Consider the following 22851-nt stretch of genomic DNA (forward strand, 5'->3'; position numbering starts at 1 on the left):
TTCAGCGCCTCGCCCGCCGCCCGGAGGCGGCGGCGATTCGCCCCCTCAGCGGGCGCCGCGCAGCTTGCCGCTCGCCTTGTCGGCCTCGATCATCCCGACGAAGCGCCGGAACAGCCCGTGGCTGTCGTGCGGGCCGGGCGAGGCCTCGGGATGGTACTGCACCGAGAAGGCCGGGCGGTCCGACAGGCTGATCCCGCAGTTGGTGCCGTCGAACAGCGACACGTGGGTCTCCACCGCCTCGGGCGGCAGCGTGCCGGGGTCGACCGCGAAGCCGTGGTTCATCGACACGATCTCGACGCGGCCCGTCTCCTGGTCCTTCACCGGGTGGTTCGCCCCGTGGTGGCCCTGGTGCATCTTCACGGTCTTGGCGCCGAGCGACAGCGCCAGGAGCTGGTGGCCGAGGCAGATGCCGAAGGTCGGGACGCGGCGGTCGACGATCTCCCGGATCACCGTGCCGGCGTAGCGCGCCGTCTCGGCGGGGTCGCCGGGGCCGTTCGACAGGAACACGCCGTCGGGCTCCAGCGCCATGATGTCTTCGGCCGAGGCCGAGGCCGGCACGACCGTGACGGCGCAGCCCGCGTCGGCGAGCAGGCGCAGGATGTTGCGCTTGATCCCGTAGTCGATGGCGACGACGCGGTGCTTCGGCGCGTCCTGGCGGCCGAAGCCGGACGCGAGGCTCCACACCGTCTCGTCCCAGTCGGAGCGCTCGGCCGAGGTCACGTCGGGCACGAGGTCGGTGCCCTGCATGCCCCGGAACGCCGCCGCCCGCGCCTTCAGCGCCTCGCGGTCGAAGCGCCCCTGCGGGTCGTGGGCGATCACGGCGTTGGGCATGCCGGACTCGCGGATCACCGCGGTGAGCGCGCGGGTGTCGATCCCGCCGATGCCGATGATGCCCCGCGCCGCGAGCCAGTCGCCGAGCGCCGCCTTGGCGCGGTGGTTCGAGGGCGCCGTGATGGCGGCGTGGAGCACCACGCCGCGCACGCCGTTCTCGGTCGCGCCCAGCGTCTCCTCGTCCTGGTCGTTCACCCCGACGTTGCCGATGTGGGGGAAGGTGAAGGTGACGATCTGGCCCGAATAGGACGGGTCGGTGAGGATCTCCTCGTAGCCCGTCATGGCGGTGTTGAAGCAGACCTCGGCCTCGGCCGCGCCCGTGGCCCCGAAGCCTGAGCCTTCCAGCACCGTGCCGTCGGCCAGCACCAGCAGGGCGGTCGGCACGGGGTCGGCCCAGCCGGTCAACGCGTCTTGTCCGTCGCTCATCGCCGTGTCACACCCCGCGTTCCGGCGGTCGACGCCGGCGTCCGGCGGTTCGATCCGCCGGCGCCGTCCTCGCTCCCGCCCTCGTCACAATGTCGCTATGCGCCGCATCGTTAGAGGCAGCCCTCCCGAGGGTCAATCGCGCGCGGCCGGCGGCGGCGCCCCGAAGGAGGCTCCCATGCGCGAACAGCTCCCCACCCTCATGAAGGAGGCCATGAAGGCCGGCGACAAGAAGCGCCTCGGCGCGATCCGCCTGATCGGGGCCGCCATGAAGGACCGCGAGATCGAGGCGCGCGGCGCGGGGCGCGAGATGACCGAGGAGGACGAGCAGGCCGTGCTGCGCAAGATGGTGAAGCAGCGCCAGGACTCCATCGTGGCCTACGAGGCGGCGGGCCGCGACGAGCTCGCCGCGCAGGAGCGCGACGAGGTGGCGGTGCTGAGCGAGTTCCTGCCGCAGATGATGGACGAGGCGGGCACGCGCGCCGCCATCGCCGAAGCCATCGCCGAGGTCGGCGCCGCCGGTCCGAAGGACATGGGCAAGGTGATCGCCGCCGTGAAGACCAAGCATGCCGGGCGGATCGACTTCGGCCAGGCCAGCGGCATCGTGAAGGAGATGCTGGCGAAGCTCGGGTGATGCGCGGCTCCCTTCTCCCGTTCCACGGGAGAAGGGTCTCTCGAGCCTTGACGCCTCTCCGGCGCCGTCCGACATCTCGCCCATGCCGGTGCGCCGCCTCGACCCGATCCTGATCGACCGCATCGCCGCCGGCGAGGTGGTGGAGCGGCCGGCCTCGGCCATCAAGGAGCTCGTCGAGAACGCGCTCGACGCCGGCGCACGCCGCATCGCGGTCCGGATCGAATCGGCCGGCCGCGCCCTGATCCGCGTCACCGACGACGGCTCCGGCATGGACGCCGCCGACCTCGCCCTCGCGATCGAGCGCCACGCCACTTCGAAGCTGCCGGACGGCGACCTCCTCGACATCTCCACCTTGGGCTTCCGCGGCGAGGCCCTGCCCTCCATCGGATCCGTGGCGCGACTCGACATCGTGAGCCGCACCGCGGCTTCGAGCCTCGCCCACGCCGTGACGGTGGACGCCGGCGCGGTGTCGCAGGTCCGGCCGGCCTCGCGCTCCCCCGGCACGACGGTCGAGGTGCGCGACCTGTTCGGCGCCACGCCGGCGCGGCTGAAGTTCCTGAAGAGCGACCGCGCGGAGGCCACCGCGGTGTCCGACGCGCTGCGCCGCCTCGCCATGGCGAACCCCGCCGTGCACCTCAGCCTCGAGGGCACCCCCACGGTCGGCTTCGACTACCTCGCCTGCGCCGACGACGACGAGGGGCGGCTCACCCGCATCTGCCAGATCGTCGGCGACGACTTCGCGCTGAACGCCCTGCCGGTGCGGGCCTCCCGCGCTTCGCCGGACGGCGAGGGCGTGGAGCTTTCGGGCTTCGTCGGCCTGCCGACCTTCCACCGCGGCACGCGCGACGGCCAGTACCTCTTCGTCAACGGCCGCCCGGTGCGCGACAAGCTGCTCACCTCGGCGCTCTACGCCGGCTACATGGACTACGTGCCGCGCGACCGCTTCCCCGTGGTGGCGCTCGACCTCCGCTGCGGGCCCCGCGCCGTCGACGTCAACGTCCATCCCGCCAAGGCCGAGGTGCGGTTCCGCGATTCGAACCTCGTGCGCGGCCTCGTCGTGTCCGCGGTGCGCGACGCGCTGTCGGGCGCGCTCCACCGCGCCTCGACCACGGGCGGCGCCCGCACCGTCGAGGCGCTGGCAGCGCGCGCGTCCGCGATGAGCCACGAGGCGCCGGCGCGGCCCGCGGGCGGCTGGGACGCGAGCCGCTCCCCCGGCGCACCCGCCGAGCCGCGCCGCACCTTCGGCGCGCCGGCGGACCCGCGGGGCTACGGCGCGCCGCGCGGCTTCGCGCCCTCGCGGGGCCTCGAAGAGGGCCCGCAGGCGAGCTTCGCGGTGGAGCCCTCGGCGCCCCCCGCCGCCCCGGTTCGCGCAGCGGATCCGGAGGCCGAGGTGGCCGTGGCCGACGAGGACGCGCCGCTCGGCGCCGCCCGCGCCCAGTTCCACGAGACCTACATCCTGGCGCAGACGCGCGACGGGGTCATCATCGTCGACCAGCACGCCGCCCACGAGCGCCTCGTCTACGAGCGCCTGAAGCAAGCGCGCGCTTCGGGCGGCATCGGCCGGCAGATGATGCTGATCCCCGCGGTGGTGGAGATGCCGCCCGACGACGCGGCGGCGCTGCTCGACGAGGCGGAGGCTCTGTCGGGGCTCGGGCTCGGCGTCGAGGCCTTCGGGCGCGGCGCCGTGGCGGTGACGGAGGTGCCCGCCGCGCTCGGCAACGGCGACACGGCCCGGCTCGTGCGCGACCTCGCCGAGGTCATCAAGGCCGAGGGGGGCACGGTGCCGCTGGAGCGGCGGCTCGACCACTACCTCGCGACCATGGCCTGCCACCATTCGGTGCGGGCCGGGCGGCGGCTGCAGCCGGACGAGATGAACGCGCTCTTGCGCGAGATGGAGCGCACGCCGGGCTCCGGCCAGTGCAACCACGGCCGCCCGACCTGGATCGAGCTCAAGCTCGCGGACGTCGAGCGGCTGTTCGGGCGGCGGTGAGCGCCCTCAGTCCCGCGCGATGATCTCGTCCTCGCGGTGCACGGTGCCGAGCGCTTCGGGCCGCACGGCGCGGCGCGCCACGATGCCGGGGCGGCGGCGGCGCTTGACGCGGCGGTCGCAGGCGCCGCCGGGGGCCTGCCCCGCGCCCGGCAGCGCGCCCCACACCTCCGGCCCGTCGTTGCGCTCGACCAGGGCCGGCAGGCCGAAGAAGCCCGCCGAGGCGCGCCAGTCCGCCCAGATGCGGCTCTCGTCCCGGTTCTCGCTGAGCAGCACCGACAGGTCGGGGTCGCGGTGCGACAGGCTGAGCTCGTAGACGAAGCCGCCGTTCTCGCCCGCCCGCACGGCCACGCAGACGCCCCGGTAGGCCGACACCGGCACGGACAGCCGCATCGCGATGCCGCGGTAGCTGCGGTCGATGGTGACCCGCTCGCGGGACAGCAGCACGGAGCGGCGGCGGTCGTCGGCGCGGCCGTCCGCGGCCTGGATGGGGGCGGCGCCGACCCGGTCGGCGATGCGGTCGAAGAGGCCGGCGGCGAGAGCATTGGACATGGGGTGACGCCTCTGAACTGTTCCGGCCGGCTGCACGGCCCTGACGCTCCGATCCGAGGTTCCGCGACAGCGTTACCGGACCGTTGTTGTCGCCTTACTGGCTCTTGGGTGGGTCATCGCCCTCCGTTGCAGTCAACTTAGGTTCATGTTCGGGCCGAAAGCGCTAACGGGCGTGCTTAAGCTTCGATGAAACGGCGCCGATACCGATCTGTCGCCGCGCATGGTGTCGAAACCGTCGCCGCGACGGTTCGCATCCGCGCCATCGCGGCCCGGCGTCCCCCGCGCTTGCGCGCCCCGCCCCGCGCGTTTAAGCGTCGGACACGGCCGATCGGCCCCTCCCCTCCCCGCACGCGATCGGCGCCGTGGCTCCCATCTCCCCCTCCGACACGCGCGCGGTGCTCGCCCTCCTCCTCGACGCGGCCGAGGTCGCCGGCGACACGGCGATGCGGTTCTTCCGCCCCGGCGCCGAGACGGCGGCGCGCGTCGAGTTCAAGGCCGGCGGCTCGCCCGTCACGGAAGCCGACCTCGCGGTGGACCGCTACCTCCACGACCGCCTGCGCGCGGCCGTGCCGGAAGCGTCCTGGCTCAGCGAGGAGACCGCCGACGACCTCGACCGGCTGCTCAACGACCACGTCCTCGTGGTCGACCCGATCGACGGCACCCGCTCCTTCGCGGCCGGCGACCCGCACTGGGCCGTGTCGGTGGCGCTGGTGAGCTACGGCCGGCCCGTCGCGGGCGTGGTCCACGCCCCGGCGCTGGAACAGACCTACGCGGCGGCGCTGGGCTCCGGCGCGCGGCTCAACGGCCGCCCGGCCGCCGTCACGTCCCGCGCGGAGCTCGACGGGGCGCGCCTGTCCGCGCCGGCGGGCTTCATCAAGCCGCTCGCCCGCGCCGTGCCGGTCGCGCTCGTGCCCCGCATCCCGTCGCTCGCCTGCCGCTTCGCCGCGGTGGCGTCGGGCGCGCTCGACGCCGCGATCGCCTCGCCCGACGCGCACGACTGGGACCTCGCCGGCGTCGACATCGTGCTGCACGAGGCCGGCGCGCGCCTCACCGCCGTCGACGGGCGGCCGATCACCTACAACGCGCGGGTGCCGCGCCACCGCACGCTCTACGCCGCCGGGCCGAACCTCCACGGCGCCCTCCTCGCGGCCGGGCGGCGCACGCTCGGCGCCGGCGGCTGACGCCGTTCAACCCACGCCGACCAAGGCGCAAGACGGCCCGAAGGGCCGAGGAGCTGAAGACATGGAACCGCAGAACAAGCAGCTGCTCCACCTCGTGTTCGGCGGCGAGCTCGTCGACATCGGCGGCACCGAGTTCCGCGACCCCGCGAAGCTCGACATCGTCGGCATCTTCCCGAACTACGCTTCCGCGGTCTCGGCCTGGCGGGCCAAGGCGCAGGGGAGCGTCGACAACGCCAACATGCGCTACTTCGTGGTGCACCTGCACCGCTTCCTCGACCCGGCCGCGCCCGCCGGCGCCGCCCCGGCGGCGCAGCCCTGAGGACGCCGCTCGCCGTCAAGCGGATCGGCCGCGCGAGGCCCCTCATCGCGGCCGCGGGCGCGGTCGGCAGCGCCTATCTCGGCCTCGTGCGGCGCACGGTCGGCTTCGTGCAGGAGCCGGAGGACTTCGTCGCCCGCATCGCGCCCGAGCTGCCCGCCATCGTGGCCATGTGGCACGGCCAGCACTTCATGGTGCACTACGCCTGGCCGAAGGGGGCCCGGATCGCGGCGCTGATCTCGCGCCACGAGGACGGCGAGATCAACGCCACGATCCTGCGGCGCCTCGGCGTCGAGCCGATCCGCGGCTCGGGCGGCCACGCGGCGCACAAGATTCGCAGCCATGGCGGCGCTGCGGCGCTGCGCGCCATGGCGCGGGCGCTCCACGCCGGCAGCACGGTCTGCATGACGGCGGACGTGCCCAAGGTGTCGCGCCGCTGCGGCCCCGGCATCGTGGCGCTGGCCCGCATGACGGGCCGCCCCATCTACCCCATCGCGGTGGTGACGAGCCGCAGATTCGACTTCCGCTCCTGGGACCGCGCCAGCATGGGCAAACCCTTCGGCCGCGGCGCCATGGTGTTGGGCGAGCCGGTGCGCGTCGCGCGCGACGCCGACGAGGGCGCGCTCGAAGCGGCACGCCTCGCCGTCGAGCGCGGCCTCGACGCCGTCCACGCCCGCGCCTACGCGCTCGTCGGCTCGCGGGACCCGGGCGCCCCTCGGATCGCCGCGTGACGGCCTCGGCCCTCTTCGCCGCCTACCGCGGCCTCACGGCGGCCGTCGAGCCCGCGGGCCGGCCCTTCCTCGGCTGGCGCCTCCGCGCCGGCAAGGAGGACGCGGCGCGGATCGGCGAGCGGCTCGGCCGCGCCTCGCGCCCCCGGCCCGCGGGGCCGCTCGTGTGGCTGCACGGCGCCAGCGTCGGCGAGGGCGTGTCGCTGCTGCCGCTCGTCGACGCGCTGCTGGCGCGGGGCTTCGGCGTGCTGGTGACCACCGGCACCGTGAATTCCGCGCGGGTGCTGGCGCCGCGCCTGCCGGCGGGCGCCCTGCACCAGTTCGTGCCGCTCGACCTGCCGGGCGCGGTCCGGCGCTTCGTCGCCCATTGGCGCCCGGACCTCGCCGTGCTGGCCGAATCCGAGCTTTGGCCGAACCTCGTCGAAGCGCTGCACCGCGCGGCCGTGCCGCTCGCCCTCGTCAACGCCCGCATGTCGGAGCGCTCGGCGCGGCGCTGGACGAGGGCGCCGGGCTTCATCGGCGCTCTGCTGGAGCGCACCGCGCTCTGCCTGTGCCAGACCGAGGCGGACGCCGAACGCTTCCGCGCGCTCGGGGCCGGCCGCGTCGCCGTGACGGGCCTCCTCAAATACGACGTGCCGCCGCCGGCCGCCGACGCCGAGGCGCTCGCGGCCTTCGCGGCGGCGGTGGGCCCGCGCCCGCTCTGGGTCGCGGCCTCGACCCACGAGGGCGAGGAGGCGGCCCTGCTCGACGCCCACGCGCTGCTCCGCCGCGACGTGCCGGAGGCCCTGACCGTGATCGCGCCGCGCCAGCCGCGCCGCGGACCGGCGCTGCTGGCGGACGCGCAGCGGCGCGGCATCGCCTGCGCGGCGCGCTCGCGAGGGCAGGCGCCGGGCGCCGCCACCGCGCTCTACGTGGCCGACACGCTGGGCGAGCTCGGCCTGTGGTACCGCGCCGCCGGGCTGGTCTTCGTCGGCAACTCGCTGTGCCTCCCCGGCGGCGGCCAGAACCCGATCGAGCCGGCGCGGCTCGGCTGCGCGCTGCTGCACGGGCCCCGCACGGCGAACTTCTCCGACGTCTATCCGGCGCTCGACGCGGCCGGCGGCGCGGCCGAAGTCGGCGACGCCGCGCACCTCGCCGAGGCGGTCGCGACCCTGCTCGGCGACCCCGCTCAGCTCCGCCTGATGGCGCGCGCCGCCGCCGAGACCGTGGAAGCGCGCTGCGGCGCCACGGCGCGCACGATGGCGGCGCTGTCGCCCTACCTGCCGGCCGTGCCCGCGGGCGTGCGGGCATGAGGGCGCCGGGCTTCTGGTGGCGGGCGCGGCCCGGCCTCGCGGCGCGGGCGCTCGCCCCGGTCGGCGCGATCCTCGGCGCCGTGGCGGCCCGGCGCATGGCGCGGGCCGGGGAGCGGGCCGGCGTGCCCGTGGTCTGCGTCGGCAACTTCACGGCCGGCGGCGCCGGCAAGACGCCGGTCGCGGCCGAGATCCTGCGCCAGCTCGTCGCCGCCGGCCACGAGCCCGCCGTGCTGTCGCGCGGCTACGGCGGCGCGGGCGCCGCGGCGCCGGTGCGCGTCGACCCGGCCCGGCACGGCGCGGGCGCGGTCGGCGACGAGCCGCTGCTGCTCGCGCGCGTCGCGCCCTGCTACGTCGGCGCGGACCGCCCCGCCGCGGCCCGCGCCGCACTCGCGGCCGGCGCCACGGTGCTGGTGATGGACGACGGGCTGCAGAACCCGTCGCTCGCCAAGGACCTGCGGATCGCGGTCGTGGATGGCGCGGTGGGGACCGGCAACGGGCTCTGCCTGCCGGCGGGGCCGCTCCGGGCCCCGATGGCCCGGCAATGGGGCACGGTCGACCTCGTGGTCGTGGTGGGCGCGGGCGAGCCGGGCCGGGCGGTCGCGGCCGAGGCGGGCCTGCGGCGCCTGCCGGTGCTGCGCGCCGCGGTCGAGCCCGACGCGCGGGCGCTCGGCGCGCTCGCCGGCCGGCGCCTGTTCGCCTTCGCGGGGATCGGCCGGCCGGAGAAGTTCTTCGACACGCTGGCCGAGGCGGGGCTCGAGGTCGCGGGGACGCGGGCCTTCCCGGACCACCACGCCTTCACGGCGGCGGAGCGGGACGCGCTCCTCGCGGCCGCCGCGGCGGCGGGCGCCGCGCTCGTCACGACCGAGAAGGACCGCGTGCGCCTGCCCGCCGACTTCCCCGCCGCGGCGCTGCCGATCCGCCTCGCCTTCGACGACCCCGAAACGCTGGCCGACATGCTGGGCCGGCTCGTGGGCGCGTGAGGGGCGCTTCAGCCCCCGAGCTTGATCCCCAGCCGCGCCAGCTTGGCCTGCGGCGACGCGTAGGCCTCCTGGGCGGCGACGTTCCAGTAGCGCAGGTCGTCGAGGGGGATCGGCACGCCGGTGACGCCGCAGCGCACGAAGGAGCCGGGCCGGATGACGCGGAACTCGCCGTCGCCGTATTCCAGCTCGGCCTCGGTGGCGGCGACGGGGCGGCGCTCGTAGCGGTTCATGGCACCAAACGCGATGGGGGGTGGGGTGGGCTCGAGCCGTGATTACGCCGATCGCGACCCGTTGAACAGGCCGGCGGCAGCTCCCTCGGCGGGAGGCGAGGAGGTCGGCACGGGCATCCTGCTGCTGCTCGGCGCCGTCGGCTGCTTCGCCTGCCTCGACGCCTCGGCCAAGTGGGTGAACGGGACCGGCGGCGATCCCGTGCAGACCGCGGCGATGCGCTACCTCGTGTCCTTCGCCTTCGTGGCGGCCGCCTGCGGGCCCTGGAAGCCGGCGGGCTCGCCGCGCCGCGTGGGGAGGAGCCGCAGCCCGGCGCTGCAGGTCGCGCGCGGGCTCCTGGTCGTGGCCGCGACCCTCACCTCCTTCTTCGCGCTGCGGCGCCTGCCGCTCACCCAGGCGACCGCCATCACCTTCGCGGCCCCGCTGTTCACCGCCCTGCTGGCCGGCCCGCTGCTCGGCGAATGGCCGGGCCGCCACAGGCTCGCGGCGGTGGCGGTGGGCTTCGCCGGCGTTCTGGTGATCACGCGGCCGTGGTCGGGCGCGCTCGACGCCGCCATGCTGCTCGCCGGGCTCACGGCGCTGTTCAACAGCGGCTACGCGCTGGCGACCCGCATGCTGGCGCCGCGCGATCCCCCGCTGACGACGCTGTTCTGGACGGGGGCGGTCGGCGCCACCGCCACGGCGCCCGCCCTGCCCCTCGTGTGGCGCGCGCCGGCTGACGCGCGGGTGTGGCCGGTGCTGCTCGGCCTCGGCCTGTTCGGCGCGCTCGGCCACTGGCTGATGATCCTCGCCCACCGCCGCGCGCCGGCTTCGACGCTGGCGCCCTTCTTCTACGCCCAGCTGCTCGGCGCGGCGGCGCTGGGCTGGCTCGTCTTCGGCGCCCTGCCGGACGGCTGGACCGCGGCGGGCGCCGCGATCGTGACGGGCTCGGGGCTCTACCTGCTCGGGCGCGAGCGGGGGCGCGGCGCGGCGCCGAGCGTCGATCCCGGAGCCTGACCGCCGCGGCGCTCCGCCCGAGGCCCCGTCAACGCGACCCGGCGTGCTTCTCCTGCCAGCCGCGCATCTCGGCGATCTCCTTCTCCTGCGCGGCGACGATGTCGGCGGCGAGCCTGCGCAGCACGGGGTCGCGGCCGTAGCGCAGCTCCACCTTCGCCATGTCGATCGCGCCCTGGTGGTGGGGCAGCATCATGGCCGCGAAGTCGCGGTCGGCGTCGCCCGAGGGCTTCACGTCCATGTTCCTCATCATGGCGTCGTTGGCGGCCGCGTAGGCCTTGCCGGCCGGGGTCTGCGCCCCCGCGGGCGGGGCCGCGGCGGCTGGCTTCATGGCGCCGTGGTCCATCGCCATCGGCTCGGCGGCGCGGGCGGCGCCGGCGGATCCGCACAGGATGGCGACGGCGAGGACGGTCGTCCTGGTCATGGGTGAGGGCTTTCCTGGGTGTGGGCTCAGCCGAGGTCGGCGGAGCGGAGGCGCAGCGCGTTGCCGATGACGCTGACGGAAGACAGCGCCATGGCGGCGGCGGCGATCATGGGGGACAGCAGCAGGCCGAAGGCGGGGTACAGCACCCCGGCCGCCACCGGCACGCCGATGCCGTTGTAGAGGAACGCGAAGGCGAGGTTCTGGCGGACGTTGCCGAGCGTGGCGCGCGACAGGCGCCGCGCGCGCAGGATCCCCGCGAGGTCGCCGCCGAGCAGCGTCACGCCCGCGCTCTCGATCGCGATGTCGGCGCCCGTGCCCATGGCGACGCCGACGTCCGCCAGCGCCAGGGCCGGGGCGTCGTTGACGCCGTCGCCCACCATGGCGACCGAGCGTCCCTCGCGCTTCAGGGCCTCCACGACGGCCGCCTTGGCGTCGGGCAGCACGTCGGCCCGGACCTCGTCGATGCCGAGCGGCCCCGCGACGGCCCGCGCTGTGGCGAGGCTGTCGCCCGTCAGCATCACCACGCGCAGGCCCTCGGCCTTGAGCGCGGCCACCACGGCGGCGCTGTCGGGCCGGACCGCGTCGGCGACGCCGAGCGCGCCCGCGAGCCGCCCGTCGACCGCCACCAGCACGGCGGTGGCGCCGCGCGCCCGGAAGGCCTCGGCCGCCGCGGCCAGGTCCCGCACCTCAACGCCGCGCTCGGCGAGGAAGCGCTCCGAGCCGACCACCACGGCCCGGCCGGCGACGCGCGCCGCGACGCCGCGGCCGGCCGGCGCCTCGAAGCCCTCGGCCGCCGGCCCGTCGAGCCCGCGCTCCGCGGCGGCGTCGACGATCGCCCGCGCCAGGGGATGCTCGCTCGCGCGCTCCGCCGCGGCGGCGAGCCGCAGCACCTCGTCCTCCGAAACGCCGTCCGCCGCGGCGATGCCGGACACCACGGGCGCGCCCGTGGTCAGCGTGCCGGTCTTGTCGAGCACCACCGTGTCGACCTTCTCCAGCCGCTCCAGCGCTTCCGCGTCGCGGATCAGCACGCCGGCGCGGGCGCCACGCCCCATCCCCACGGTGACCGACATGGGGGTGGCGAGGCCCAGCGCGCACGGGCAGGCGATGATGAGCACCGACACGGCCGCCACCACGGCGTGGGCGAAGCGCGGCTCGGGACCGAGCGCCATCCAGGCCGCGAAGGCCGCCGCGGCGGCCAGCAGCACGGCCGGCACGAACCAGCCCGACACCCGATCGGCTAGGCGCTGGATCGGCGCGCGGGAGCGCTGCGCCTGGGCGACGAGTTGCACGACACGGCTGAGCAGCGTGTCGCGCCCGACCCTGTCGGCGCGGATCACGAGGCCGCCGCCCCGGCACAGCGTGCCGCCGATCACCGCGTCGCCGGCCCGCACCGTCACGGGCATCGATTCGCCGGTGACGCTCGACCGGTCGAGGCTCGCCTCGCCGCTCTCGACCGTGCCGTCGACCGGCACGGCCTCGCCGGGGCGGACGCGCAGGCGGTCGCCGACCCGGACCGCGTCGAGCGCGACGTCGGCCTCGGCGCCGCCCGGCGCGATGCGGCGGGCGGTCTTCGGCGCGAGGTCGAGGAGCCCGCGGATGGCCGTCGAGGTGCTGTCGCGCGCCTTCAGCTCCAGCACCTGCCCGACCAGCACCAGCAGGGTGATGACGGCCGCCGCCTCGAAATAAACGCCCACGGCGCCGTCGGGCCCGCGGAAGGCGGGCGGGAACAGGCCGGGCGCCAGCGTCGCGACCGCGCTGTAGGCCCAGGCCCCGAGCGTGCCGATCATCACCAGCGTGAACATGTTGAGGCGGCGCGTACGCAGCGACGCCCACCCGCGCTGGAGGAAGGGCCAGCCGGCCCCGAACACGACGAGGCTCGCCAGCACGAGCTGGATCGCGCTCGACAGCTGGCCGCCGACCGGGAAACGGGCGCCGAGGAGGTCCTCGCCCATGGCGAGGGCCACGACGGGCGCCGCGCCCGCGGCGGCGAGCCAGGCGCGGCGGCGCATGTCGAGGAGCTCGGGGTTGGGGCCGGCCTCGGCGGACACCTCCTCGGGCTCCAGCGCCATGCCGCAGATCGGGCAGGCGCCGGGATGGTCCTGGCGCACCTCGGGGTCCATCGGGCAGATGTAGACTGTGCCGGGGCGCGCCGGCGCCTCCGCGCGCGGCGCCGGCGACAGATATTTGTCCGGGTCGGCCTCGAACCTGGTGCGGCAGCCGGCCGAGCAGAAGTGGTAGGCTGTGCCCGCGTGCTCGGCGTGGTGGGGCGTCGTCAAAGGGTCCACCACCATGCCGCAGACGGGGTCCTTCGCCTTCGGGGCGAGATATTTGTCCGGGTCAGCCTCGAACTTGGTCCGGCAGCCGGCACAGCAGAAGTGATAGGTCACGCCGGCGTGCTCGGCATGGTGGGGCGTCGTCGAAGGGTCCACCGTCATGCCGCAGACGGGGTCCTTCGCCTTCGGGGCGAGATACTTGTCCGGGTCGGCCTCGAACTTGGTCCGGCAGCCGGCGCAGCAGGAGTGGTAGGTCGCGCCCGCGTGCTCGGCGTGGTGGGGCGTCGTCAAAGGGTCCACCGTCATGCCGCAGACCGGGTCCTTGGCGGCCGTCGGCGCGGCCGGTGCGGAACCGCAGCCGCAGCCCGCCCCGTGGTCGTGGTGATGCTCGTGAGTCATGGATGTCATCCTTGCCGCGGAGCCTGGACCTTCCCATCATGGGAGGGTCAAGGGGCTTTCGCGGGGATGCGGGGATGCAGATCGGGCAGGCCGCGCGGGCCTCGGGCGCTTCGGCTAAGATGATCCGCCACTACGAGGCGATCGGCCTCGTCGCGCCGGCGGAGCGGCGGGACAGCAACTACCGCGACTATTCGGCCGACGACGTCGAGCGGCTGAAGTTCGTGCGCCGCGCCCGCGACCTCGGCTTCTCGATCGACCGCATCCGCGACCTCCTGGCCCTGTGGGGCGACCGCGGCCGCACGAGCGCCGAGGTGAAGCGCATCGCGCTCGACCACGTCGCCGAGCTGGAGGAGCGGATCGCCGGTCTGCGCGACATGGTGGCGACGCTGCACCGGCTCGCCGACGGCTGCGCCGGGGACGGGCGGCCGGACTGCCCGATCATCGAGGGGCTGGCCGGGTGCGGGGCGTCCCGAGAATGACTGGTCGAGGCCGAGCGAGCCGTCCAGGACCGCGCCCCGGTGCGACTGTCCGTCGAGGGCGCGGCTACACCGTAGCATCCGCAGCCGTCGGCCTCGCGATCATCCTGGCCATCGCGCGGGCCGACTACCTCGTCGGAGAGACGGCAGGCAAGGCATGCGGGGGCCTGTGGGACGCGGTCAGATGGGCCCTGCTGGTGGGGGCCTGCCACCCATCCGACGTGGGCCGCTTCGACGTCGTCAACGGCGGGCTCGTCGTCCTTGCTGCTCTCGCGGCGCTGAATCCGACTCTCCTCGCCCTCAGGATCGTGCTCTTGGTCCCGGTGCTGATATACCTGGACGATGCCAGCCGGATGCATACGGAGTTCGTCGCCACGGGGCATGTTCATCCGGGCATCGAGCTCTGGTGAATGCCGATCTTCTGGCTGTCGACAATCATTCTGGTCGTCGCGATCGCCGCTGCGGCTTTCAGGTGGGCGAGACTTTGACTCCGTGGCTGAGATGCAGATCGACTGTCGCTCCGCGAAGGCACCCCTCACCGCAGCGCGGCGAACACCCCCGACGGCTCCGGATAATCCTCCTCCGGCTGCCCGCCCACCGCCCTGATCCGCGCCTCGGCCGCCGCGATCGCCCCGGCGCCGTCGAGCACGCGCAGCGTCAGGTCGTAGCGCCGCTCCTCGCCGTGTTCGAGCATGGCGAGCTCGCCCCGCTCGCGCGCGAAGGCGTGGCCCGGAACGTGGTTGGTCCCCGGCTCGATCCCGAGCGCGTAGGCGCCGGCCTGGAAGTGCTGCCACTCGGTGAAGCAGGGCAGCTGCGCCTTGACGACCTCGACGGCGAGGCCGATCCCCAGCGCGTCGTTGACGACCGCGTAGGGCACGCGGCCGGCCGCGTCGGCGCGGAGGTCGTGCTCCCACACCTGCTCCGAGACCCCGTCCCGCGGCGCCGGCATGGTCCGGTAGCCGACGCCCTGCCGGCGGTAGGCGTCCCCGGCGTGGGACGCCATCACGACGTCCGCCACGGGAGCAAGGAAGCGCGCGCCCTCGTCGAGCACCGGGTAGCCCACGTTGAGGTGGTAGAGCAGCATGTGCGGCGTGCGATAGAAGCCGTGGTTGACCACGCGGTCGCGGATCCGGATCTCGTCCGAGCCGACCTCGGCCTCGATGCGGCGGTGGAGGTGCAGGTCCTCGCCGAACACCGCGGACTGGCGCACGAGCCCTTCGCACCAGAGCGTGCAGCGGTCCCCGTCCCAGCGCTCGCCGTAGCCGCCGAGCCGCGCCGGCACGGTGCCGACGCGCCCGTGGATCGTGTGCCTCACGGTGGAGCGCGGGCCGTAGTGGTACTGCGGCGCGGGCTCCTCGGCGTTGAAGCCGACGTGGTCGAGCCCGCAGGTGACGAGCAGGCCCGAGAAGCTCCGGAGGAAGCCGAGCCCGCCCTCGCCCTCGGTCTCGTGGAGGCCGGGGTGGCGGAAGCCGGTCGGCGACTGCCAGCCGACCGCGCGGCCGCTGTGCTCGCAGGCGCCGATGTCGAGCCCGCGGTCCACCAGCACGTCGAAGGCGAGGCCGGTGCCGGTGCGGAACTCCAGCACCCTGACGCCGCGCTCGACGCCGTCGCCGAGCGTCACCAGACGCACGCCCGCGAAGGCCGCGAGGCTGCCGGTGCGGCGCGCGAGGTCGAGGCGCGACGACGGCCGCCCGTAGAGGTCCACCATGATGTTTCCCCTCGCGACGCTATGGACGGGGCATCGGCCGCCAGTTCGGCGGCGCCAGCTCGAACCCCTCGAAGCGGAAGCCCGGCGCCACCGTGCAGCCCACCAGGGTCCAGGCCCCGAGGCTCGCCGCCGTCTGCCAGCAGTGCGCCGGCACGGCGAGCTGGAGGCTCTGCGCGGCGCGGAGGTCCGGCCCGAGCCGGTGCGCCGCGGCGTCGTGGCCGTTCGGCGACAGGGTGATGACCAGCGGCGCGCCGGCGTGCCAGTGCCACACCTCGGCGGCGTCCACGCGGTGCCATTCCGACACCTCGTCCCCGGCCAGCAGGAACAGGATGGCGGTCGAGCGCGGCCGACCGTCGGCGCCCGAGGCCGGGTCGCGGAAGGTTTCGCGGTAGTGCCCCCCCTCCGGGTGCGGCGCGAGGTCGAGCAGGCGGACGACCTCGCGGGCCGACAGGGCGGCGAGGCCGCTCACGCGCGGTTCTTCCGCTCGCGCAGAACGGCGAAGACCTCGGCCGGATCGCCGCCCGGCAGCCCCGCCGCGGCCTGCACGGCCGGCACGGCGCAGCGCAGGAAGAGGTTCGCGGCGAGCTCCAGCGACAGGGTGGTGGGCAGGGTCGGGTGACCGGCGGCGCGCAGCCGCTCGACCTCGCCGGCGCGCTCCTTCAGCACGGCGTTGTCGGGCTCCACCGACAGGGCGAACTTCGCGTTCGACACCGTGTATTCGTGGCCCGCGTAGACCTGCGTTTCGCCGGGGAGCTGCGACAGCTTGAGCAGCGAGTCCCACATGGTCGCCATGGGGGTCTCCATCACCCGGCCGCAGCCGAGCGAGAACAGCGTGTCGCCGGCGAAGAGCGCGCCCGCCTCCTCGAACCAGTAGACGACGTGACCGGCCGTGTGGCCCGGCGTCGCCAGCACCGCGGCCTCGAGGTGCCCCACCAGCACCTCGTCGCCCTCCTTCACGCCGAGGTCGACGCCGCCGATCTTGGCCGCCTCGGCGGCGGGGCCGACCACCCGCAGCTTGGGGAACTTCGCCTTCAGGGCCGGGATGCCGTCGGTGTGGTCGGCGTGGTGATGCGTCACCAGGATGTCGGTCAGGGTCCAGCCCGTCTCGGCCAGCGCCTTGAGCACCGCGCCGGCCTCCGGCGCGTCGATGGCGGCCGTGGCGCCCGTCGCGGAATCGTGCACCAGCACGCCGTAATTGTCGGATCGGCAGGGGAACTGGTGGAAGTGGGCCGTCATGCGCGCGTCCTCGGCTCGAAGCGTCGAGCCGACGCCACTACAGCGTCCCGCGGCCGACCGCACCGCACAACGCGCGGAAAGGTGTGCGGGATCGGCACGGGGTCCGGAAATTCGGGCGGGGGGCCCGCGCCGGCCCCGCGCCCCGCTCAATACCGGCGCAGCAGCCGCTCCAGGTAGTCCTGCTCGGCCTGCGGGCGCGACGGGTCGCCGAGGCGGCGGCGCAGCTCCTCCAGCACCTGCTGGGCGCGGGCGCCGGGGCTGGCGCCGACCGTCCGGCCGTCGGGGTCGTTGGAGTTTCCGCCCATGTCGGCCTGCCCGCGGCGGGGGCGGCCGAGCGGGTCCGTCCGCTGGCCGTTCGGGCCGCCGGTGCCGTCGTCGTCGCCCTCGCCGTCCTGCGCGTTCTGCTGGCCCTGGCCCTGCTGCGCCATCTGCTTCTGCAGGCCCTGCGCGCCCTGCTGCAGGCCGCGCAGCGCGCGGCCCTGCGCTTCCACCGCGCGGTCGGTGCCGCCCTGCCCCTCGCCGAGCGCGCTCTCGGCCTCCTTCATGGCCTTGCCGGCGGCGTCGAAGCCCTTCTCGCCTTCGAGCCCGAGGTCCCGCATCTGCTTCTGAAGCTGTCCGAGCCTCTGGCGCAGCGCGTTCTGGCGGCCTCCGAGGTCGCCGCCCTGCCCGCCCGAGCCGGCGCCGCCCTTCTGGCCCTGGCCGCCCGGCATCTGGCCACCCTGCTGCCCGGCCCCGTCCTGCGGCGCGCCGTCGGCGCCCCCCTGCCCGTCCGCCTGCTTGCCGTCGCCCTGCTGGCCCGCATCGGGCTGGTCGCCGTTGTCCTGCGCGTCCCCGTCGTCGCCGTCGCCCTGCGCCTTGCGGTCCTCGCGCCCCTTCTTGAAGGTGTCGTCGCGCAGGGCCTGCTGGTCGCGCGTCATCCGGTCGAGGTCGCGCATCGACTGGTCCATCTGGCGCTGCGCCTGCTGCTGGGCATTCGAGCGCCGCTTCGCGGTCTTCAGGTTGTCGAGCACGCCGCGGAGCTGGTCGAGCATGCGCTGCGCTTCCGCGACGTCGCCGTCCTTCATCGCCTGCTCCATGCGGTCGATCATGCGCTGGAGCTGGTCGGGCGTGACCGTGCGGGTGCGCGCGTTGGGATCCTGGCGGTCCGCGCGCTGCTGCGACTCCGCCTTCCGGGCCATCTCGGCCAGGTATTTGTCGAGCTGCTTGCGGAGCGCGTCGGTCAGGCGCTTGATCTCCTCGGGCGGCGCGTTGCGGGCGAGCGCGTCCTTCAGCTCCGCCTGGAGCGCCTTCAGGTCCGCCTCGGTCTTCGACAGGTCGCCGTCCTCGATCTGCAGCGCCATGGCCCACAGGAGGTCGGCGACGCCGATCAGGTCCTCGTCGGTCCGGGCCTCGTCGAGCCGCGTCTTGGCGGTGCGCAGGCCGAGGAACACCGGCGGGGGGATGTCGAACACGTCCGGCGCCAGCGTCAGCGCGTCGAGCGCGGTGTCGAGGCCGTCGCGGTGGTCGGGGTCGAGCACGAGGTTCCGCCGCTGCTCGACCAGGGCGCGCGCCAGCGGCTGGCTGAAGCCGCGCGCCGGCAGCACCACGCTGGTCGGCGCGCTGCGGCCGGTGTTGCCGCCCTCGTCGTGGGCGGCGAGCACCATGGTCACCGTCGCGCCCGCCCAGGGGCTGTCGGCGAGGTCGGCGGTGGTCTCGCCCTTGCCGAGCCCGCGGGCCGCCGCCGGCAGCGCCAACGGCAGCTTCGGCGGCGGCACCAGCGTGCGGCCGGTCACGGGCGTGCCGTTCACGATCGGGTCGGACAGCAGCGCCTCGGCGGACACGACGCCGTAGTCGTCGCCCACCGTGTAGCGCAGCGTCATCGAACCCCGGGCGTTGCGGACCGGCCGGCCGTCGAGCGCGATCGTGGGCGGCAGGTCCGGGATGGCGCGGAGGTCGTAGGAGGCCAGGGCCGCGCCGTCGCGTTTCACCGTGACCCGCCCGTCGCCGCCGAGCTTGAAGCGCCGCTCGGTCGCGGCGTCGGCGCCCGCCTGCGGGGCCGGCTTGTCGGGGGCGGCGTCGGGGCCGGGCGCGGCGGTGACGCCCCCCTCGGCCGCGACCTCGACCTTCCCCGCGCCCGCCGCCCGGACCACCACGGTGGATCCCACCGGGGCCGCGACAACGGCGGGGGCGCCGTCCGCCGACGCCGGGGGCGCGCCGGCCCCGGACAGGACCACCGGCGGCCGGCCCGTATAGGCGGGCGGATCGATCCAGCTGTCGAGCCGGAAGCCCGCCGCGGGCGCGCCGGCGCCGAACCAGTCGAAGGCGGCGGCGAGGCGCCCGTCCCGGTCGGGGCCGGCCGCGAAGGCGCCGGCCGCGGCGAGCAGCAGCGCGCCGGCCCGCAGGGCGTAGCGGTCGCGGTCCACGAGGCGCGGCGAGGGCGCGCGGACCCGCAGGGCCGTGAGCGCGGCCTCGAGCCGGCGCTGGTGCAGCGCCCAGAGCGCGCGCGTGGTGGCGTCGGCGTCCGGGTCCGCGAGGGCGTCCTCGGCGGAGGAGATCGGGCGATGCGGCAGGCCGGAGTCGCGGTCGAGGCGCGCCAGCGCGTCCCGCCGGCCGGGCAGACGGCCGCGGGCCGCCGTCCAGAGCACGGCCGCCAGGGCGGCCGCGAAGGCGAGCACGCCCACGGCGCGCAGCGCGCGCGGCAGCGCCACCCACAGGCCGAACCACGACACGGCCAGGAACAGCCCGGCGAGCGCCAGCACCGCCACGGCGGCGGGCCACAGCCGTTCGAAGACGAGCACGGCCCGCGCCCGCGCGAGGGGCCGGTCCAGCGCCCGACGTTTCTCACCTGCGTCCGCCACGGCCGCACTCCCGTTTCAGCGCACCCGCCATCAGTCTAGGGAGAAACGGGGCGGAACGCGAATGTGTGCCGCCGGCGACCCGGCGACACTCGGGCGCGGGGCGCGCCCCGGCCGTGAAAGGCTCGGGCCGTCGCCCGCCCCGCGTCCGAAGCGTCTCCGCCGGTGCCCCTGGCCTCGCGGCGTTCGGAGGAGCCGCTGCAGCGCCGCGGTCGCGTCCGCTGAGGCGCCGGTCGCCGCCGAAGCCATACCGCGACGGCTGCCGCATCATCGCCTCGCTGTCCGACCAGTGGTGAGCGTGGGGCCGGGGCGGGCCGGCGCTGGCCCGCCCCGGTCCGAGCTGTTAAGCCGCGGCGTCCCCGCACAGGAAGCCGCCCATGATCCTCCGCTCCGCCCCCGCCTCGCCGTTCGGCCGCAAGGTCAAGATCGCCGCGGCCCTGCTCGGCCTGTCCGTGTCGGTGGTGGAGGCCGACACGGCGTCCCCGACCGACTCGCTCCGCCGCGAGAACCCGCTCGGCAAGATCCCGACGCTGATCCTCGAGGACGGCACCACGCTCTTCGATTCTGCGGTGATCGTCGCCTACCTCGACGCCGTGGCGGGCGGCAACCGCCTGATCCCCGCCGAGCTCGGCCCACGCTTCGCGGCGCTGCGGCTCGAATCCCTGGCCGACGGGCTCGGCGACGCCGCGCTGCTGCAGGTCTACGAGGGGCGCTGGCGCGCGGCCGAGAAGCGCGAGGCCGCCTGGGTCGAGCATCAGGCCGGCAAGGTCGAGCGCGCGCTCGCCGCGCTGGAGGCGGAGCCGCCGGCGGGGGCGATCACGGTCGGGTCGATCGCGCTGGCCTGCGCGCTGGGCTACCTCGACCTGCGCTTCGACGGCCGCTGGCGCGGCGGGCACCCGCGGCTCGTGGCTTGGCTCGACGGCTTCGCCGCGGCGGTGCCGGCCTTCGAGGCCACTCGCGTCAAGCCCGCCTGAACGCGAGAAGGCCCGGCGCGCGCCGGGCTTCCCGTCGATCCGGCGCGCCGGATCCTAGAAGTGGTAGTTCACGCCGACCTTGACCGCGGAGGTGCCGAGGCCGATGCGCGTCACGTCGGGCGTGTAGGCGTAGTTGTAGGCTTGGCCGAGGTCCGTGTAGAGGTACTCGGCCTTGGCCGACAGGTTCGGCATGAAGGCATATTCCACGCCGGCGCCGACCGCGTAGCCGTTGAGGAAGTTGGTGTTCGACAGGTACACGTTGCGCGGCGTGTCGTAGATCGTCGAGTGCAGGTTGCCGCCCGCGTAGCCGCCGGTCACATACACGAGGAAGCGGTTGACCGCGTAGCCGGCGCGGGCCCGCACCGTGGTGGCGAAGTTGAGGTTGCTCTTGGTCGTCAGCGGGCCTGCGCCGGTCTGGCTGTTGCCGATGCTGGCGAAGTCGGCGTCGGCCTCCAGGCCGACCACGAGCTGCTGGTACTGGTAGTTGTAGCCGACCGTGCCGCCCGCGAGCGCGCCGCCGAGGCTGCCGGCGAGGCCGTTGCCGGTGCCCTTCGAGTCGCCGCCGCCGTAGCCGGCGTTGAAGCCCGCATAGGCGCCCGTCCAGGTGAAGATGGGCGTGTAGGCCGGCGGCACGTAGGCCGGGGCGCGGCGCGGCAGATCGGCGGCGGACGCGCCGGACAGGGCCGAACCGCCCAGCACGGCCGACATCGCCACGACGGCCGACAACAGATGCTTCATCACTGAACTCCGAACCACGCTGAACTCGCCGAGGACGTGGAGTCCTGATCCACTCCGCCTCGTCCCGATGTCCAGTGTTTACCCTAACGTGGGGCGTTCGAGCAAATATGTCCGCAATCTGGCAAAGTCGTCGTCAGTCGTATCGACTCAAATGCAGCCGTTTACACTTCGTTCATCAAGCCTATTCGCCATAGCGATACAGTGTTCTCACCGCACAGATGCGGCCATGGCCGATCATTCAGGGTGAACGATCGCTTAAATCGGAAGGCTGATCTTGCGATCGCTGGCCAAGCTCGGCGGCGGAGGGGTCGCGGCGCGGCACCGGCCGGCGTGCGCCCACCGCCTCACGCCCGCGAGCGACGGACGCATGGCACACGCAGTTCGGAGACCGGTCGAGGTCCGGCGACGCGCCCGCCGCATTCCGGCGGCCCGGCCGCGCGCCGGGCTCCGGCGAGGTCCCGTCGGCCCTCACCCGCTCGTCGGCGGCCCCCGAACCTCGGCCCGGCTTCAGGCCACGCCGAGCTTCTTCTGCAGGTTGGTCGAGGAAGTTGTGTACTGGAAGGTCAGGCGCTTGTCGGGGAACACGTAGCGGTGGACCTTCTGGGCCGCCAACGCGGCCTCGTGGAAGCCGGACAGGATGAGCTTCAGCTTGCCCGGATAGGTGTTGATGTCGCCGATGGCGAAGATGCCCGGCACGCTGGTCTCGAACTTCTCGGTGTCGACCGGGATCAGGTTCTCGTGGAGGTTCAGGCCCCAGTCCGCCACCGGCCCGAGCTTCATGGTCAGGCCGAAGAAGGGCAGCATGGCGTCGCAGGCGACCTCCGTGGTCGAGCCGTCCTCGTGGCGCACCGTCACGCCCGACAGGGTGCCGTCGCCGCCGTGCAGCGCCGTCACCTGCCCGATCTGCAGGTCCATCCGCCCTTCCGCGACGTGGGCCCGCATGGCGTTGACTGAGTGGGGGGCGGCCCGGAACGCGTCGCGGCGGTGGAGCACGGTGACGCGGCTCGCCACGGGCTGGAGGTTCAGGGCCCAGTCGAGCGCGGAATCGCCGCCCCCCACGATCAGCACGCGGCGGCCGGCGAACTGGTCGATCCGGCGGACCGCGTAGAACACGGAGGCGTTCTCGTAGGCCTCGATGCCGGCGATGGGCGGCTTCTTCGGCTGGAACGAGCCGCCGCCGGCCGCGATCACCACCGTCTTCGCCTCGAACTGCGTGCCGGCGTCCGTCGCCACGCGGAACAGCGGGGCCTCGGGCGTGCCGACCGGCTCCAGCGCCGCCACCATCTCGCCGAAGTGGAACTGCGGCGAGAAGGGCTTCGCCTGTTCGAGCAGGTTGTCGACGAGCGCCTGGCCCGTGACGATGGGGAAGCCGGGGATGTCGTAGATGGGCTTCTCCGGGTAGAGTTCGGCGCATTGGCCGCCCGGCATGGACAGGATGTCGACGAGGTGGGCGCGCAGGTCGAGCAGCCCGAGCTCGAAGATCGCGAAGAGCCCCACCGGCCCCGCCCCGACGATCAGCACGTCGGTCTTGATGATCTCACCCATCCCGGTCCGCCCCCAACCCACGCCCGCGCGCCCGGGGCCGGCGGCTTCATCGGCGCCCGGGACATCGCCTCGGGACATGGTAAGGCGGTCGGCGCCGCG

The 22851-nt window shown here is 74.8% G+C and carries 22 protein-coding genes; 11 read left to right on the forward strand and 11 right to left on the reverse strand.

The features are described from left to right. Positions 1–45: 45 nt before the first annotated feature. Entirely contained in the window at positions 46–1257 is a 1212-nt protein-coding gene (carA, locus tag L7N97_RS07700) for a glutamine-hydrolyzing carbamoyl-phosphate synthase small subunit (protein ID WP_237477735.1), read from the reverse strand. 175 nt (positions 1258–1432) lie between these two features. Between carA and L7N97_RS07705 the strand changes: the two genes are divergently transcribed. Both L7N97_RS07705 and mutL read left to right on the forward strand, forming a co-directional pair. Then, the gene (locus L7N97_RS07705; protein WP_237477736.1) at positions 1433–1888 is read left to right on the forward strand and encodes a GatB/YqeY domain-containing protein; all 456 of its coding nucleotides are present in this window, start codon (positions 1433–1435) and stop codon (positions 1886–1888) included. An 82-nt stretch (positions 1889–1970) separates the two neighbouring features. Then, positions 1971–3878 carry a DNA mismatch repair endonuclease MutL gene (gene mutL / locus L7N97_RS07710; protein WP_237477737.1) on the forward strand — a complete coding sequence of 636 codons (1908 nt, stop codon included), beginning with the start codon at positions 1971–1973 and terminating at the stop codon, positions 3876–3878. A 6-nt stretch (positions 3879–3884) separates the two neighbouring features. Here mutL and L7N97_RS07715 read toward each other — a convergent pair whose 3' ends face one another. After that, positions 3885–4427, reverse strand: a complete 543-nt coding sequence (locus L7N97_RS07715; RefSeq protein WP_237477738.1) for a DUF6101 family protein — start codon at positions 4425–4427, stop codon at positions 3885–3887. Between the two features lie 362 nt (positions 4428–4789). On the opposite strand from L7N97_RS07715, the gene L7N97_RS07720 reads away from it, so the two are divergent. The 5 genes from L7N97_RS07720 (at position 4790) to lpxK (ending at position 8924) form a co-directional block, all read left to right on the forward strand. Then, complete coding sequence (locus L7N97_RS07720) at positions 4790–5608, forward strand: inositol monophosphatase family protein (RefSeq protein WP_237477739.1); 819 nt, start codon at positions 4790–4792, stop codon at positions 5606–5608. Positions 5609–5669: 61 nt separating this feature from the next. Beyond that, a complete protein-coding gene (locus L7N97_RS07725; RefSeq protein ID WP_237477740.1) occupies positions 5670–5927 on the forward strand; it encodes a DUF4170 domain-containing protein in 258 nt (85 codons plus the stop codon). A gap of 86 nt (positions 5928–6013) precedes the next feature. Further along, entirely contained in the window at positions 6014–6655 is a 642-nt protein-coding gene (locus L7N97_RS07730) for a lysophospholipid acyltransferase family protein (RefSeq protein ID WP_237477741.1), read from the forward strand. Beyond that, the gene (locus L7N97_RS07735) at positions 6652–7944 is read left to right on the forward strand and encodes a 3-deoxy-D-manno-octulosonic acid transferase (RefSeq protein WP_237477742.1); all 1293 of its coding nucleotides are present in this window, start codon (positions 6652–6654) and stop codon (positions 7942–7944) included. The genes L7N97_RS07730 and L7N97_RS07735 overlap by 4 nt, the downstream gene beginning before the upstream one ends. After that, a complete protein-coding gene (gene lpxK / locus L7N97_RS07740) occupies positions 7941–8924 on the forward strand; it encodes a tetraacyldisaccharide 4'-kinase (protein WP_237477743.1) in 984 nt (327 codons plus the stop codon). The genes L7N97_RS07735 and lpxK overlap by 4 nt, the downstream gene beginning before the upstream one ends. An 8-nt stretch (positions 8925–8932) precedes the next feature. On the opposite strand, the gene L7N97_RS07745 is transcribed toward lpxK, so the two are convergent. Beyond that, positions 8933–9154 (reverse strand): DUF2093 domain-containing protein, encoded by a 222-nt coding sequence (locus L7N97_RS07745; protein WP_237477744.1) that lies wholly within the window; start codon positions 9152–9154, stop codon positions 8933–8935. Positions 9155–9215: 61 nt separating this feature from the next. On the opposite strand from L7N97_RS07745, the gene L7N97_RS07750 reads away from it, so the two are divergent. After that, positions 9216–10148: a DMT family transporter gene (locus L7N97_RS07750; protein WP_237477745.1), complete on the forward strand. Its 933-nt coding sequence runs from the start codon at positions 9216–9218 to the stop codon at positions 10146–10148. Between the two features lie 28 nt (positions 10149–10176). Here L7N97_RS07750 and copM read toward each other — a convergent pair whose 3' ends face one another. Together copM and L7N97_RS07760 are read right to left on the reverse strand one after the other, a co-directional pair. Further along, positions 10177–10569, reverse strand: coding sequence for a CopM family metallochaperone (gene copM / locus L7N97_RS07755; RefSeq protein WP_237477746.1), 393 nt, complete (start codon positions 10567–10569; stop codon positions 10177–10179). Positions 10570–10595: 26 nt separating this feature from the next. After that, positions 10596–13250, reverse strand: a complete 2655-nt coding sequence (locus tag L7N97_RS07760) for a heavy metal translocating P-type ATPase (protein WP_428980967.1) — start codon at positions 13248–13250, stop codon at positions 10596–10598. Positions 13251–13315: 65 nt separating this feature from the next. On the opposite strand from L7N97_RS07760, the gene cueR reads away from it, so the two are divergent. Together cueR and L7N97_RS07770 are read left to right on the forward strand one after the other, a co-directional pair. Next, positions 13316–13720: a Cu(I)-responsive transcriptional regulator gene (cueR, locus tag L7N97_RS07765; protein ID WP_237477747.1), complete on the forward strand. Its 405-nt coding sequence runs from the start codon at positions 13316–13318 to the stop codon at positions 13718–13720. Positions 13721–13938: 218 nt separating this feature from the next. Then, positions 13939–14127 (forward strand): hypothetical protein, encoded by a 189-nt coding sequence (locus L7N97_RS07770; protein WP_237477748.1) that lies wholly within the window; start codon positions 13939–13941, stop codon positions 14125–14127. 125 nt (positions 14128–14252) lie between these two features. Here the strand turns inward: L7N97_RS07770 and L7N97_RS07775 are convergent, their stop codons facing one another. The 4 genes from L7N97_RS07775 to L7N97_RS07790 all read right to left on the reverse strand — a co-directional run bounded on the left by L7N97_RS07775 (position 14253) and on the right by L7N97_RS07790 (position 19498). Continuing rightward, positions 14253–15425 carry an aldose 1-epimerase family protein gene (locus L7N97_RS07775; protein ID WP_237477749.1) on the reverse strand — a complete coding sequence of 391 codons (1173 nt, stop codon included), beginning with the start codon at positions 15423–15425 and terminating at the stop codon, positions 14253–14255. 19 nt (positions 15426–15444) lie between these two features. Beyond that, positions 15445–15876 carry a cupin domain-containing protein gene (locus L7N97_RS07780; protein ID WP_237482104.1) on the reverse strand — a complete coding sequence of 144 codons (432 nt, stop codon included), beginning with the start codon at positions 15874–15876 and terminating at the stop codon, positions 15445–15447. Between the two features lie 14 nt (positions 15877–15890). After that, on the reverse strand, positions 15891–16661 hold the full coding sequence (gene gloB, locus L7N97_RS07785) for a hydroxyacylglutathione hydrolase (RefSeq protein WP_237477750.1): 771 nt from the start codon (positions 16659–16661) through the stop codon (positions 15891–15893). A gap of 146 nt (positions 16662–16807) precedes the next feature. Next, positions 16808–19498, reverse strand: a complete 2691-nt coding sequence (locus L7N97_RS07790) for a TIGR02302 family protein (RefSeq protein ID WP_237477751.1) — start codon at positions 19496–19498, stop codon at positions 16808–16810. Between the two features lie 374 nt (positions 19499–19872). On the opposite strand from L7N97_RS07790, the gene L7N97_RS07795 reads away from it, so the two are divergent. Next, entirely contained in the window at positions 19873–20469 is a 597-nt protein-coding gene (locus L7N97_RS07795) for a glutathione S-transferase family protein (protein WP_237477752.1), read from the forward strand. A gap of 54 nt (positions 20470–20523) precedes the next feature. Here L7N97_RS07795 and L7N97_RS07800 read toward each other — a convergent pair whose 3' ends face one another. Continuing rightward, complete coding sequence (locus L7N97_RS07800) at positions 20524–21207, reverse strand: outer membrane protein (RefSeq protein ID WP_237477753.1); 684 nt, start codon at positions 21205–21207, stop codon at positions 20524–20526. Positions 21208–21714: 507 nt separating this feature from the next. Continuing rightward, positions 21715–22752, reverse strand: a complete 1038-nt coding sequence (locus tag L7N97_RS07805; protein ID WP_237477754.1) for an NAD(P)/FAD-dependent oxidoreductase — start codon at positions 22750–22752, stop codon at positions 21715–21717. Positions 22753–22851 lie beyond the last annotated feature (99 nt).

The sequence above is a fragment of the Lichenibacterium dinghuense genome (assembly GCF_021730615.1).
Classification (GTDB): Bacteria; Pseudomonadota; Alphaproteobacteria; order Rhizobiales; family Beijerinckiaceae; genus Lichenihabitans; species Lichenihabitans dinghuensis.